The sequence below is a fragment of the Teredinibacter haidensis genome (assembly GCF_014211975.1).
GTDB lineage: Bacteria > Pseudomonadota > Gammaproteobacteria > Pseudomonadales > Cellvibrionaceae > Teredinibacter > Teredinibacter haidensis.
On the sequence record NZ_CP060084.1, the window covers coordinates 2,869,568 to 2,882,820 of the forward strand.

At 50.0% G+C, this 13,253-nt stretch carries 11 protein-coding genes and 2 tRNA genes; all 13 read right to left on the minus strand.

Features of this window, described 5'->3' with window-relative positions; translation table 11 throughout:
* Positions 1–5: 5 nt before the first annotated feature.
* Positions 6–275 carry a 30S ribosomal protein S15 gene (gene rpsO / locus H5715_RS11370; RefSeq protein ID WP_185906522.1) on the minus strand — a complete coding sequence of 90 codons (270 nt, stop codon included), beginning with the start codon at positions 273–275 and terminating at the stop codon, positions 6–8.
* 129 nt (positions 276–404) lie between these two features.
* On the minus strand, positions 405–1,343 hold the full coding sequence (truB, locus tag H5715_RS11375) for a tRNA pseudouridine(55) synthase TruB (protein WP_075187661.1): 939 nt from the start codon (positions 1,341–1,343) through the stop codon (positions 405–407).
* 3 nt (positions 1,344–1,346) lie between these two features.
* Entirely contained in the window at positions 1,347–1,733 is a 387-nt protein-coding gene (gene rbfA, locus H5715_RS11380) for a 30S ribosome-binding factor RbfA (protein WP_075187662.1), read from the minus strand.
* 20 nt (positions 1,734–1,753) lie between these two features.
* On the minus strand, positions 1,754–4,462 hold the full coding sequence (infB, locus tag H5715_RS11385) for a translation initiation factor IF-2 (RefSeq protein WP_075187663.1): 2,709 nt from the start codon (positions 4,460–4,462) through the stop codon (positions 1,754–1,756).
* Between the two features lie 63 nt (positions 4,463–4,525).
* Positions 4,526–6,019 (minus strand): transcription termination factor NusA, encoded by a 1,494-nt coding sequence (gene nusA, locus H5715_RS11390; protein WP_075187664.1) that lies wholly within the window; start codon positions 6,017–6,019, stop codon positions 4,526–4,528.
* 62 nt (positions 6,020–6,081) lie between these two features.
* A complete protein-coding gene (rimP, locus tag H5715_RS11395) occupies positions 6,082–6,540 on the minus strand; it encodes a ribosome maturation factor RimP (RefSeq protein ID WP_075187665.1) in 459 nt (152 codons plus the stop codon).
* Between the two features lie 368 nt (positions 6,541–6,908).
* A tRNA-Met gene (locus H5715_RS11400) sits at positions 6,909–6,985 on the minus strand.
* Between the two features lie 610 nt (positions 6,986–7,595).
* Positions 7,596–7,680, minus strand: a tRNA-Leu gene (locus H5715_RS11405).
* Positions 7,681–7,694: 14 nt separating this feature from the next.
* The gene (gene secG / locus H5715_RS11410; RefSeq protein WP_075187666.1) at positions 7,695–8,120 is read right to left on the minus strand and encodes a preprotein translocase subunit SecG; all 426 of its coding nucleotides are present in this window, start codon (positions 8,118–8,120) and stop codon (positions 7,695–7,697) included.
* A 19-nt stretch (positions 8,121–8,139) separates the two neighbouring features.
* Positions 8,140–8,880: a triose-phosphate isomerase gene (gene tpiA / locus H5715_RS11415; protein WP_075187667.1), complete on the minus strand. Its 741-nt coding sequence runs from the start codon at positions 8,878–8,880 to the stop codon at positions 8,140–8,142.
* Between the two features lie 130 nt (positions 8,881–9,010).
* A complete protein-coding gene (gene glmM / locus H5715_RS11420; RefSeq protein ID WP_075187668.1) occupies positions 9,011–10,354 on the minus strand; it encodes a phosphoglucosamine mutase in 1,344 nt (447 codons plus the stop codon).
* Positions 10,344–11,216 (minus strand): dihydropteroate synthase, encoded by an 873-nt coding sequence (gene folP, locus H5715_RS11425; RefSeq protein ID WP_075187669.1) that lies wholly within the window; start codon positions 11,214–11,216, stop codon positions 10,344–10,346. Before folP ends, glmM begins: the two co-directional genes overlap by 11 nt.
* Before the next feature lie 63 nt (positions 11,217–11,279).
* Complete coding sequence (gene ftsH, locus H5715_RS11430) at positions 11,280–13,196, minus strand: ATP-dependent zinc metalloprotease FtsH (RefSeq protein ID WP_484600445.1); 1,917 nt, start codon at positions 13,194–13,196, stop codon at positions 11,280–11,282.
* Positions 13,197–13,253: the final 57 nt, after the last annotated feature.

Genomic DNA, 13,253 nt, shown 5'->3' on the forward strand with positions numbered 1-13,253 from the left:
TTTGCTTAGCGGCGCAGACCCAGTTTTTGGATCAGAGCTGCATAACGATTAACATTCTTCCCTTTCAGGTAGTCCAGCAGTTTACGACGCTGGTTTACCATACGGATCAATCCGCGACGAGAGTGGTGATCCTGCTTGTGGCCAGCAAAGTGACCCTGCAGCTTATTAATGTTAGCGGTAAGCAGTGCAACCTGAACTTCTGGAGAACCGGTATCGGTCTCAGAGGTTTGATGTTCTTTAACGATTGCGTCTTTTTCTTGTGCACTCAGTGCCATGGTTCTTTCCTCTATACAGATGAATATGCAATAACAACTCAGCTAATACACATAAGCTGCTCTTATCCGGCCTGCCCGTGCATATCTACAGGTAGGTCAGTTTGCACTCGAGAGTGCAAGTCTTTTGGCCTATTGGACAACTAAACGGCTTGGAGCCACCCGACCATCGTCAGTAATTTCACCAACGCCTAAAAATTCGCCAGTATGCTGGAAGACGCGCACTTTATCACCTTCGTCTCCCAACTGGTAGACCTGATTATTGATTACCGGGTTACCCCGGGTGAAATAAAAACTGCTGTGTTCGTCCAACGTCAATTCCGGCATTTCAGCTACTGGCGCATCGGTTGGCAGCAAATAGTGATCCAGCACTTCGGCTCTATCTTCACCCCGTTCCGCCTCCAGCGTATCCAGGCTTATAACCTGCTCTTCGCGGAACGGCCCAGCCTGTATACGACGCAGCTTCGCTACGTGCGCACCAACCCCCAGGTCACGACCGAGATCTTCGGCCAGACTGCGAATATAAGTACCTTTACTGCACTCCACACGCACATCAGCTTCAGCAAACTCACCCGAACGGAAATCCAGTAATTCAAAACTATAAATGGTTAATGAACGCGCCTCACGCTCGACCTCGATACCTTGTCTCGCCAGCTCGTACAGGGGACGGCCATCACGCTTCAAGGCAGAATACATGGGTGGTACCTGCTCGATATTCCCGCGATACCGTTCAATAGCCTTTTCTACAGCCTTGGCTGTGAGCTTACTGGCATCGCATTGTTCGATAACTTCGCCATCGGCATCGGCAGTGTCCGTTTGCAGGCCAAAGCGAAAGGTACTGAGGTAGCCCTTATCGGAGTCCAACAAATATTGAGAAAATTTAGTCGCTTCGCCAAAACACAAGGGAAGAACGCCAGTCGCTAAAGGGTCGAGAGCACCTGTATGACCGGCTTTATTGGCAAAAAACAGGCGTTTAGCCCGCTGAACGACATCATTAGAGGTAACACCGGCGGGCTTATCAACAACCAGCACCCCACTTAAGGGGCGACCAAACTTTCGTCTGCGGCCCAAAACCTAATCCTCGTCATCGGCATGATGGGATTTATCTTCAGCAACCGCTCGATCGATAAGGCTCGAAATCTTCTGGCCGCGCACGGCGGTCGCATCGTAGTAGAACTGAATTTTTGGCGTGCTACGCAAAGTAAGATCTTTGGAAACCAGGTTGCGTAGGTAACCGGACGCTTTATTCAGGATAGCCACCGAAGCTTCTGCTTCGGCATCAGTCTCCGCACCAACAACCGTGACATACACCTTGGCATTGGCAAGATCGCGGTTAACTGTAACCGAGTTAATATTAACCATACCCAGCCGCGGATCCCCGACTTCGGTACGGATATAGTTGGCCAGGCTACGCTGTAACGCATCGGCCACACGATCAGAACGATTAAACTCTCTAGGCATCTATTTTTATGCGGCAGCTCTTAGAGCTCCCGCGCTACCTCTTTCACATCGAAGACTTCGATTTGGTCGCCAATCTTAACGTCGTAGTTTTTCACGCCGATACCGCATTCCATACCGTTGCGAACTTCGTTAACGTCATCTTTGAAACGGCGCAGGGATTCCAGCTCACCTTCATAGATCACGACGTTTTCACGCAGCACTCGAATAGGCTTATTGCGGTGTACTGTACCTTCAACCACCATACATCCGGCCACTTGACCAAACTTCGGCGAACTGAACACATCACGCACATCCGCGATACCAATAATTTCTTCAACTCGCTCGGGATCGAGCATGCCAGACAGTGCCGATTTCACTTCATCTATCAGCTGATAGATGATGCTGTAATATCGAATTTCCGCTGACTCTGCTTCGGCCAGTTTTCGAGCAGATGTGTCTGCACGAACATTGAAGCCGACAATGATTGCACCAGAGGTCAGCGCGAGGTTAACGTCGTTTTCGGTGATACCACCAACACCGCCACCGATCAACATAACCTGCACTTCTTCGTTACCCATATCCAGCAGTGCTGCCTGAATCGCTTCCAATGACCCACGAACATCGGTTTTCAAAACAACCGGCAAAACTTTCTTTTCATCGGCACCCATGCCAGCGAACATATTTTCCAGTTTTGCGGCCTGTTGACGCTGAAGCTTTTCACTACGTTCTTTCTCGGAGCGGAACTCAGCCACCTCGCGAGCTTTACGCTCGTTGGTAACCACCACGAACTCATCACCGGCTTCCGGCGGTGAGTCCAAACCCAATAACTCTACGGGTGTTGATGGACCTGCGCTTCTGACAGACTTGCCAAACTCGTTGGTCATAGCGCGTACGCGACCAAAACTCTGACCCGCCAGCAAAATATCTCCACCGGTTAGCTCACCACCCTGAACCAGTACTGTGGCGACAACACCACGGCCTTTGTCCATACGGGATTCAATTACCACACCGCGGGCAGGAACATCGACGGGAGCTTTCAGCTCCAACAATTCTGCCTGTAGAGCAACCGCTTCCAATAGCTCTTCAATACCTTCTCCGGTATGGGCAGAAACAGGAATAAACTGAGTATCGCCGCCCCAGTCCTCGGGGATGACGTCTTTCGCAGACAGCTCATTTTTAACACGATCCGGGTCGGCCCCTTCTTTATCCATTTTATTGATCGCAACAACCAGCGGTACCCCAGCAGCGCGAGCGTGCTGCACGGCTTCTTCGGTTTGCGGCATTACACCGTCGTCTGCAGCAACGACCAAAATCACAACGTCTGTACATTGAGCACCGCGAGCGCGCATAGCAGTAAAGGCAGCGTGCCCAGGGGTATCGAGAAACGCCAACTCTCCGTGGCTGGTTTTCACACGATAGGCTCCGATATGCTGGGTAATACCACCCGCCTCTCCAGAGGCTACCTTGGCTTCACGTATATAATCCAACAAAGAGGTTTTACCGTGGTCGACATGCCCCATAACAGTAACGACGGGTGCACGATCAACCATGGTCGCGCCGTCGAAGTCTACGACTTGCTCACGTAGTTTTTCTTCCACTTCATCACCACTGACCAGTACAGGGGTATGGCCCAACTCTTCAACAATAACCTGAGCGGTTTCCTGATCGAGAGCCTGATTAATAGTGGCCATAGTACCCATCTTCATCAGCTGCTTGATCACTTCGCCTGCCTTAACGTTCATACGCTGAGCAAGATCGGATACAGTAATTTCTTCGGGAATTTCCACGTCGTAGGTAATCTTTCCGGTTGGTTTTTTGAAACCATGGCGGTTCTTAACCTTGATAACGGGACGCGGGCGTCTCGAGGTGCCAAGTTTTTTCGACTTCGGAGTAGTATGAATAACCTCTTCAATCTCCGACTTATCTTCCACGTAATCGAGCGCAGAAGCGGCTTTTTTGGGTGCAGCCACTTTTTTAACCGCTTTCCCGGCTTTTTTGTTGTGCTTAGCTTTTGAGTCTTCGTTGAACTCTTCTTCTGGCTTCGCTTTAACTTTCTTAGGATGGTGCTTATGGCGATCTGCATCACTAGCAGGCGCATCATCGGCGGGCTTCGCATTAGCTTTCCCGGCTGATTCCTGTTCCGCTTTACGCTTAGCTTCCGCCAATTTTTTCGCTTCAGCAGCATCCTCCTCTGCCTTGCGTCGGGCTTGAGCCGCGCGCTGTCGCAGGATTTCCGCATCATCAACAAATGACGGCCTAGACGCTTCCACCTCAGGCTCTTCCACTAACGACTCCGCAACCGGGGCAGCCTCTTCCTCAACCACTTCAGGCTCAACAACTTCTGTCGGTTCAGACTCAATAGCTTCCACTGTCTCCGCAACCGGGATATCTACCACCTGAACATCTTCTACAGGAGCATCCACAACGGCAGAATCTTCAGTCTCTTCAGCAGCCTCACGCTTAACGTAAGTGCGCTTTTTTCGTACTTCCACATTTACGGTTTTTCGAGAGCTACCTGAACCTGTCTTTAAGGTTGTCGTAGTTTTTCTCTTTAAGGTGATTTTCTTTGGTGCAGCCGCAGATTCACCATGGCTGGACTTTAGGAAAGCCAGCAACGTTTGCTTCTCTTCGTCGGACACCATATCGTCTGAGTTTTGGTGTATTAACCCGGCCTGTTTCATCTGGGTTAGTATGCGATCGACAGAAGCCCCTACAGACTTGGCGAGTTCACTTACAGTTACTTCAGCCATAGATTTGTCTCAGTTCCCGTTTAAATTCGTTCAATAATCTCGATAATATTCTTGCCTAGACACTTAGGAGTTGTCTTCAGCAAACCAGGGTTCACGCGCTTTCATAATCAACGCCCCTGCACGCTCTTCATTCATTCCAGCAATTTCCATCATTTCGTCAACCGACTGTTCGGCAAGATCTTCCATTGTAACAACGCCTCTAGCGGCCAGCGTATTCGCCAGCACGTCGTCCATACCTTCCATTGCCAGTAAATCTTCCGCAGGCTCCTGACCAACGGTCTGCTCTTCCGTCGCCAGCGCCTGAGTGAGTAGCGCGTCTTTCGCTCGACTGCGAAGCTCATTGGCTACATCTTCATCGAAACCTTCTATCGCCAGAAATTCCTCCAGGGGAACATAGGCAACTTCTTCCAGCGTAGTGAAACCTTCTTCCACCAGCACATCGGCAACATCTTCATCAACATCCAGAGCTTGCATAAAGACGTCTTTGGAGCTACCCGCTTCCTTCTGCTGCTTTTCGTTCCACTGATCAATGCTCATCACATTGATATCCCAGCCGGAAAGCTCTGAGGCCAAGCGCACATTCTGACCGCCGCGGCCAATGGCCTGAGCCAGATTATCTTCACTCACGGCTAGATCCATTGAATTGGCTTCTTCATCCACAACGATGGATTCAATTTCAGCTGGTGCCATAGCATTAATAACAAACTGTGCCGGGTTATCGTCCCAAAGCACAATATCAATGCGCTCATTGCCCAGTTCGTTCGATACCGCCTGTACACGGGAGCCACGCATACCTACACAAGCACCAACGGGATCGATACGACCGTCATTGGTAGAAACGGCAATTTTTGCACGGGACCCAGGGTCACGAGCAGCTGCTTTTAGGGAAATAACTTCTTCAGCAATTTCTGGTACTTCAATTTTAAACAGTTCTACCAACATTGCCGAGCAAGCACGACTGAGATATAACTGCGGGCCTCTCACCTCAGAACGAACATCGACCAAGAGCGCACGAACACGATCATTCATACGAAAAACTTCGCGACCAATTAGCTCTTCACGCGGTAACAAGCCTTCTGCGTTGTTACCAAGATCAACAATAATATTATCGCGAGTGACTTTTTTGACAGAACCGGAAATCAGCTCGCCGACGCGATCTCGGTACTGGTCCACAATCTGAGCGCGCTCGGCTTCACGTACTTTCTGCACGATAACCTGTTTGGCGGTTTGCGCAGCGATACGCCCAAACCCAACGTTTTCAACCACTTCCGCAAATACATCTCCTGCGACAAGGCTCTCGTCTTTTTCGTGAGCCTCCTCCAGAGTAAACTGTGTGCCCAGCTCAGCCAAGGTCTCGTCATCGACCACCAGCCAACGACGTACGGTTTCGTAATCACCGGTTTTACGGTCGATGGTTACCTGGATATCGGAGTCCTCGTCGTAACGTTTTTTCGTGGCTGTCGCCAAGGCCAATTCAATAGCCTGAAAAATTACGTCCTGTTCAACACCTTTCTCGTTGGAAACTGCGTCTGCGACCAACAAAATTTCTTTTTTCATCGAGCTGCCTCTGAATCCTTAAAATTCGGAAAACCACCTAAATTACAAATAATTCAATCGTATTAATAGCGAGGCACTACGCTCGCTTTATCAATTAACTCGTAGGGAAGCAAATACTCTTCTGCATCGACCTCAAGCACGATCTCATCATTTTCTATACCTTTAAGCAGGCCAGTAAATTTTTTTCTGCCATCGAAACCCGTACGCAGTCGAACCGCTACGGTCTCACCGATATAGCCGCCGAATTGTTCCAATTTAAATAGCGGACGATCCATCCCTGGAGAAGAGACTTCTAATGTATATTCGCCGGTAATTGGGTCTTCGACATCCATAACACTGCTGATCTGGCGACTTACTCGCTCACAATCGTCTATCAACGCACCGCCTGGCACCTTGTCGATATAGACGCGCAACATAGACTTTCTGCCCTGGGCGAAATATTCCAGCCCCCACAGCTCACACCCCAGCGATTCAACCACTGGGCCAATTAATACTTCCAGTTGCGTTTGTTTTCCAGCCAAGTATTAAAACTCTCTACCATTTGATTATTACAAGCATTCCGACGAACCGGAACACAAACAAAAAATGGGCGCTAAGCCCATATCTACGACAACCTGCGTGAAGCCAACACGCCGATCATATTTTAGCCTATCCAGAAGAGAGTACCAACAAGGAACCAGGCAGCTAACTCCAGATACGAAAAAACCCCTTAAAGGGGCCTCTCGAATGCAGATTTCTATCTGCCCGCTCAAGCTCATAATACTCAAACGTTAAATTAGTAGCGAAGCCAAACGTGAAAATCAAGAACCTTCAACTGCTTGCTACTGACAAAATGTAAAGAGAAACCCCAAAATTGGGTATTAACTTACTACATATCGCCCTTAATAATTGGTAGCGGGGGCTGGATTTGAACCAACGACCTTCGGGTTATGAGCCCGACGAGCTACCAGGCTGCTCCACCCCGCACCAGTCACTTCCTCTGCTAACGAAAAGGCTTCGCAGCAGCAGAGGAGGCGCATTATAGGGGGCGACATATGGTGCGTCAAGAAGAAAAACCACCTTTAATTCAACACTTACAAAACACGCTGAAATAATAATCAACATCTTTGATTACAAAAAAAACCACAATTAATATCGCGGCTTTATGGCGGCGGTTTTAAACTGATACATATACACCCGCAAGCCTAAGTTCAGTCACCAGGGCACTAGCAACACTTTAGCTGTACGCGGAAAACTCCAATCAAACTCGACGCGTAGCAAGTGACTCAGTGAGCTACAGCGTTACCAAGCCAGCTCACTAACCTTCCCGCCAAACCCCATTATTCGCCAACCAGAAGACCCCACTCACACTGACGCCATCAGCCTACATCCACACGCCCGTCGCGTGCGATTTACAACGACCAACCCCCAAGACCATGTGTAGCCCCCGCCCTACCAATCAGAACAAGCACAGCCCCCGTACTGTACGACCTAAAACAAACAAGGCAGGCAATACATCCCGAACTAGGCGGAAAAAAACAATATATTTGAAAACAGAAATAAAAAAGGCCCTCCAATATGGAGAGCCTTCTATAGATGGTGCCCAAGGCCGGACTTGAACCGGCACGGCTTACGCCACTACCCCCTCAAGATAGCGTGTCTACCAATTCCACCACTTGGGCAATTTTTTACGAGCTTACTCGACCGGTACTTTAGGTACGTCGACTTCGGCAGCAGAATCCTCTACTGCACCCTCAAGATCAACAACATCTGCCGCTGCATTTTCAACAACCGCTTCGGCAGCGTCAAGAGTTGGAACATCGCCCTCTTCCACCGGCGGTACTTCCATTTGCTCCAGCTCAGGCAGTGCAAACTCATCATCGACAGAGGTTTTTTGCTTAGCGATTACCGCCAGTGAGAAGCTGGTGATAAAGAAAACCGTCGCAAAAATCGCAGTCATCCGAGAAAAGAAGTTACCGGAGCCCACAGAGCCGAAAAGGGTCTGCGATGCGCCAGCACCGAATGATGCGCCCATTTCTGCCCCTTTACCCTGCTGAAGCAAGATCAAGCCAATAATGGCCAAAGCAGTTAACAGGTGAACCAGAAGTATGATGTTTTCCATTATTTAGTCTCTAGTTTTATTACTCTGCTGCACGACAAATGGCAACAAAGTCTTCAGCGTTCAGTGCGGCACCGCCCACTAATGCGCCGTCGATATCTTTCTTTGCAAAGAGTCCCTCTGCAGAGTCTGGTTTAACACTACCACCGTACAGAATGCGCATTGAGTCACCCTCTGGACCTAACACCTCGCGAATATATGAGTGAACGTCCTGAGCCATTTCAGGCGTTGCTGTTTTACCTGTGCCGATCGCCCATACGGGTTCGTAGGCGATAATACCTTTAGCAACACCAGGAAGACCACAATGATCAACGACGGCCAGCAACTGCTTACCAATAACATCAAAGGTCTTGTCATCTTCACGCTCTTCCAAGGTTTCACCTACGCACAACACAGGAATCAAACCGTGATCCAAAGCCACCTGGAATTTTTCAGCGACCAACTGTGAGCTTTCTCCGTGGTACTCGCGGCGCTCGGAGTGACCGACTAAAACATAACGACAACCGGAGTCCACCAACATTTCACCGGAGATTTCGCCGGTATAGGCACCGTTACCATTTTTACTCAAATCTTGAGCGCCCAAACCAATATTGGAGTTTTCCAACTGAGCAGCAGCGGCCGCCAAGTAAGGGTACGGGGGGCAAACTGCAACCTCGGCCTGGTGAACACCAGTCCAGGCATCAACCAAACCAGCCAGCAATTTCTGGTTAGCGGTGGTGTTGCCATTCATTTTCCAGTTACCAATAACTATCTGTCGACGCATAAGCCTTTACCTTTTTCCGATTTCTAAAGAAGATTTCTGAATCTGGCGCGGGCTTCTTAAGCCCCCCGGGTAAAACGGGCGCAAATAGTAGCGGAGAATGCCGCCAGTTACAACGCAAGAATCAAGATTTTTAAGATACTGCTTTACCAACTATTTCAGCCAACTCGTGAGCCAGCTCGGACACCAGGCTATGCTGTTGCCCTTCGACCATTACACGAATAACCGGCTCTGTACCCGAGGCACGCAACAACACTCGACCATTGCCCTCCATACGCTTTTCAGCATCAGCAATAGCCGACTGCACAGCACCATCATTATCGAGATCAATTCGATGCTTCACCGGCACATTCACCATAACCTGCGGCATCTTTTGCATGCGCTGCTTCAATTCGTACAAGCTTTGCTGCTCAGCCATTAACGCTTTTAAGACCTGCAACGCCGAAATAATGCCATCACCAGTCGTGGTTACATCGGCGCACACAATATGGCCGGAAGATTCGCCACCGAGAATCCAGCCGTTCCTATTCATAGCTTCGATAACATAGCGGTCACCCACTTTCGCTCGCTCGAACGGAATACCAAGGCTTTCCAGACCCTTTTCAAAGCCAAAATTACTCATTAACGTTCCGACTACACCACTGCAACCTTCGCCTCGCTGCTTGCGATAGGCGGCAATAATATAAAGCAGCTGATCGCCATCAATAATTTCGCCGCGATCATCCACAAACATCACACGATCACCATCGCCATCGAAAGCAATACCCAAATCTGCGTGAGATTCCAGTACCTGCTTCTGCAGCTGGTTCATTTTGGTAGAACCGCACTTAAGGTTGATATTCAAACCATCGGGTTCGTTACAGATAGGGACAACACTGGCTCCCAATTCTGACAACACCGCCGGTGCAATATCGTAGGTAGCGCCATTAGCGCAATCAACCACAATTGTTAACCCCGCCAGGCTAAAGCCCCACGGCAGTGTCCCTTTACAAAACTCAATATAACGCCCCTCTGCATCGGGAACCCTGCGCGCTTTACCCAGCTTAACCGCTGTCGTCATGGGCTTATCGATTTGAGCCTCAATGGCTAATTCAACCTCATCGGCAAGCTTAACGCCCTGCGTATTAAACAGCTTGATGCCGTTGTCACCATAGGCGTTATGGGATGCGCTAATCACAATGCCAGCGCTGGCCTGAAAGGTTCGCGTTAAATAAGCGATAGCCGGTGTCGGCATTGGGCCCAACAGGCCCACGTCAACACCTGCGGCAATCAAGCCAGCCTCAAGAGCTGATTCAAACATATAACCGGAGATACGCGTGTCTTTACCGATCAACACGGTTCCATTGCCCGTGCGGTTCGTCTGCTCGGCCAACACTTTACCAACGGCCCAACCCAACTGAAGAAAAAACTGGGGAGTGATAACACCCTCGCCAACTTTTCCTCGAATACCATCCGTCCCAAAATATTTACGCGCCATGAATGTGATCCCCATATCTCACTGCATTTAGAATTCTTATTACGTCTGCCGTTTCAACAACATCGTGCACCCGGAGGATATTCGCGCCATTCTGCACTGCAATGAAAGCCAATGCCAAACTGCCGGCCAGGCGCTGTTCGGGCTCACGATTAAGCAATCGCCCAATCATCGATTTACGCGATACTCCCACCAATAACGGGAAGCCCCGATCGGATAAGCGATATAGATCACGCAGTAGAGCAAGGTTATGCTCATCGGTTTTCCCAAAACCGAAACCTGGATCCAATAGCAGTTGCGGGGGCCCCACCCCCAAGCGCCTCGCGGCGCCCTGTACGGTTTCTACCCGCTGCCGCAAATATCCGTCAACCTCGCTTACCACATCACGGTAGGCCGGATTTTCCTGCATTGTTTTCGGGTTGCCTAGCATGTGCATCAAACAAACCGGCAATTGTGTCGCTATTGCCGCATCTAGCGCTCCATCGCGCTCGAGGGAGCGCACGTCATTGATCAACCCGGCCCCCAGGCTTGCAGCTTCCATCATTACTTTTGCAGTAGACGTATCCACCGACAGCACAACGTCCAGACGCTCTGCCAAGGCTTCAACCACAGGTAAAACCCTATCACACTCTTCCTGCTCACCAATGGCCGCGGCACCTGGACGGGTCGACTCACCACCAATATCAATGAACGCAGCACCTGCAGAGTGCATCTCCTCAGCGGCTCGAATCGCTTTTTCAAGCACAAGGGAAGACGCACCGTACAGCCTACCACCATCGTAAAAAGAATCGGGAGTAACGTTGAGAACCCCCATGACCTGAGGTGTGCTTAAGTCAACGGAGCGAGAACCGCAGTGCAGAATCATTCGGAAAGTATCGTGTTTATATGTGGGATAATGGCCCACTAAATATGTGGGCCATTATGTAAATTAGTGCTGGTTAGCAGGACCGCCAACCGGGGAGTCATCGGCACTCTTCTTTTCTTCTTCGCCACCCAAACCAGAGCTGCCACCACTGACATCGTGGTCGTGCCAATCACGCGGTGGGCGAACTTTACGGCGAGCCATCAGATCATCAACCTGATCAGAATCGATAGTCTCATACTCCATCAGCGCATCTTTCATAGCCTGTAGAATATCTTTGTTTTCACTCAGGACTTTTGTCGCTCGCGTATAACAAATATCGATAATGCTGCGAACCTCTTCATCAATCACTTTCGATGTGGCGCCGGAATACTGCGGTGTGCCTGTACCGGGGTAAGCCCCCTCGTCGTCACCGTAGTGCAGTGGCCCCAGCTTTTCGGATAACCCCCACTTCGTCACCATATTGCGAGCCAAATCGGTAGCTCGCTCAATATCGTTAGACGCGCCAGTCGTTACACCATCAAAACCCAGAGTCATCTCCTCAGCAATACGCCCACCAAATAGAGAGCATAACTGCGATTCAATCGCGCGCTTGCTAAGGCTATGCTTATCCTCTTCCGGCAGGAATTGGGTTACACCCAGGGCCCGGCCGCGGGGAATAATGCTCACTTTATGAACCGGATCGTGCTCAGGCACCAGCCGGCCGACAATGGCATGACCAGCTTCGTGAAAGGCGGTATTCTCTTTTTCTTTCTCGCTCATCACCATGGACTTGCGCTCGGCCCCCATTAAAATTTTATCGCGGGCCTTTTCAAACTCTTCCATACTCACTACACGCTTGTTGGCGCGGGCAGCAAAAAGCGCCGCTTCGTTCACCAGGTTTGCCAAATCCGCTCCGGAGAAACCAGGCGTACCGCGGGCAATAATCGAAGCTTTCATCTGATCATCCATCGGCACTTTGCGCATATGGACTTTCAATATTTGCTCGCGACCGCGAATATCCGGCAGACCTACAAATACCTGACGGTCAAATCGGCCCGGACGCAGTAAGGCACGATCGAGAACATCAGGGCGGTTGGTTGCCGCAATAACAATCACACCCTCATTACCTTCAAAGCCATCCATTTCGACCAGCAACTGATTCAGAGTTTGCTCGCGCTCGTCGTGACCGCCACCATGACCTCCTCCACAATGACGGCCGACAGCATCAATTTCGTCAATAAAGATAATACAAGGCGCCTGTTTCTTGGCCTGATCAAACATATCACGCACACGGGAAGCACCCACACCCACAAACATTTCCACGAAATCAGAACCGGAGATCGAAAAGAACGGAACCTTGGCTTCGCCAGCAATCGCTTTTGCCAGCAGAGTCTTACCTGTACCAGGAGGTCCCGCCATCAGAACACCGCGGGGGATACGGCCACCCAGACGCTGAAAACGGGATGGATCTTTCAGAAATTCAACCAGTTCCTGCACATCCTCTTTGGCTTCATCGACACCAGCCACATCGGCAAAAGTAGTTTTAACCTGGTCTTCGCCCAACAAGCGCGCTTTGCTTTTTGCAAAACTCATTGGCCCACCGCGACCGCCGGAGCCACCCTGCATCTGGCGCATAAAGAAAACAAACACAGCTATAAACAGCAAAATGGGGAAGCTAGCTACCAATAGCTGTTCCCACAGACTGGGTTTCTCTGGCAGCACACCCTTCACCTGCACCCGGTGATCCAGCAGTGTGTCCATAAGCTTAAGATCGAGCACTTCTGGCATTACGACCATAAACTGAGTGTTATCCAGCCGCAGCCCCCTAATCCGCTGATCGCCGATGGTGACCTCTCGCACGCGTTCATCCTGAACTTCAAGCATAAATTCCGAATAGGTCATCTCGTCTTGAGGCGCTGCTTCGTTAAAATTTTGGAAAACAGTGAAAAGTACGGCAGCAATTACCAGCCACAGTACGAGATTTTTAGCCATGTCATTCAAGGCTGCTTCTCCTGGTTATTCTACTTTTATCTAAAACAGACAAAAGTTTTGAAATTC

Coding starts and splice junctions, on each gene's coding strand:
- infB (WP_075187663.1), bottom strand. CDS start 4,462: ATGGCTGAAGTAACTGTAAGTGAACTCGCCAAGTCTGTAGGGGCTTCT.
- rpsO (WP_185906522.1), bottom strand. CDS start 275: ATGGCACTGAGTGCACAAGAAAAAGACGCAATCGTTAAAGAACATCAA.
- glmM (WP_075187668.1), bottom strand. CDS start 10,354: ATGGCGCGTAAATATTTTGGGACGGATGGTATTCGAGGAAAAGTTGGC.
- secG (WP_075187666.1), bottom strand. CDS start 8,120: ATGGAAAACATCATACTTCTGGTTCACCTGTTAACTGCTTTGGCCATT.
- folP (WP_075187669.1), bottom strand. CDS start 11,216: ATGATTCTGCACTGCGGTTCTCGCTCCGTTGACTTAAGCACACCTCAG.
- nusA (WP_075187664.1), bottom strand. CDS start 6,019: ATGAAAAAAGAAATTTTGTTGGTCGCAGACGCAGTTTCCAACGAGAAA.
- rbfA (WP_075187662.1), bottom strand. CDS start 1,733: ATGCCTAGAGAGTTTAATCGTTCTGATCGTGTGGCCGATGCGTTACAG.
- tpiA (WP_075187667.1), bottom strand. CDS start 8,880: ATGCGTCGACAGATAGTTATTGGTAACTGGAAAATGAATGGCAACACC.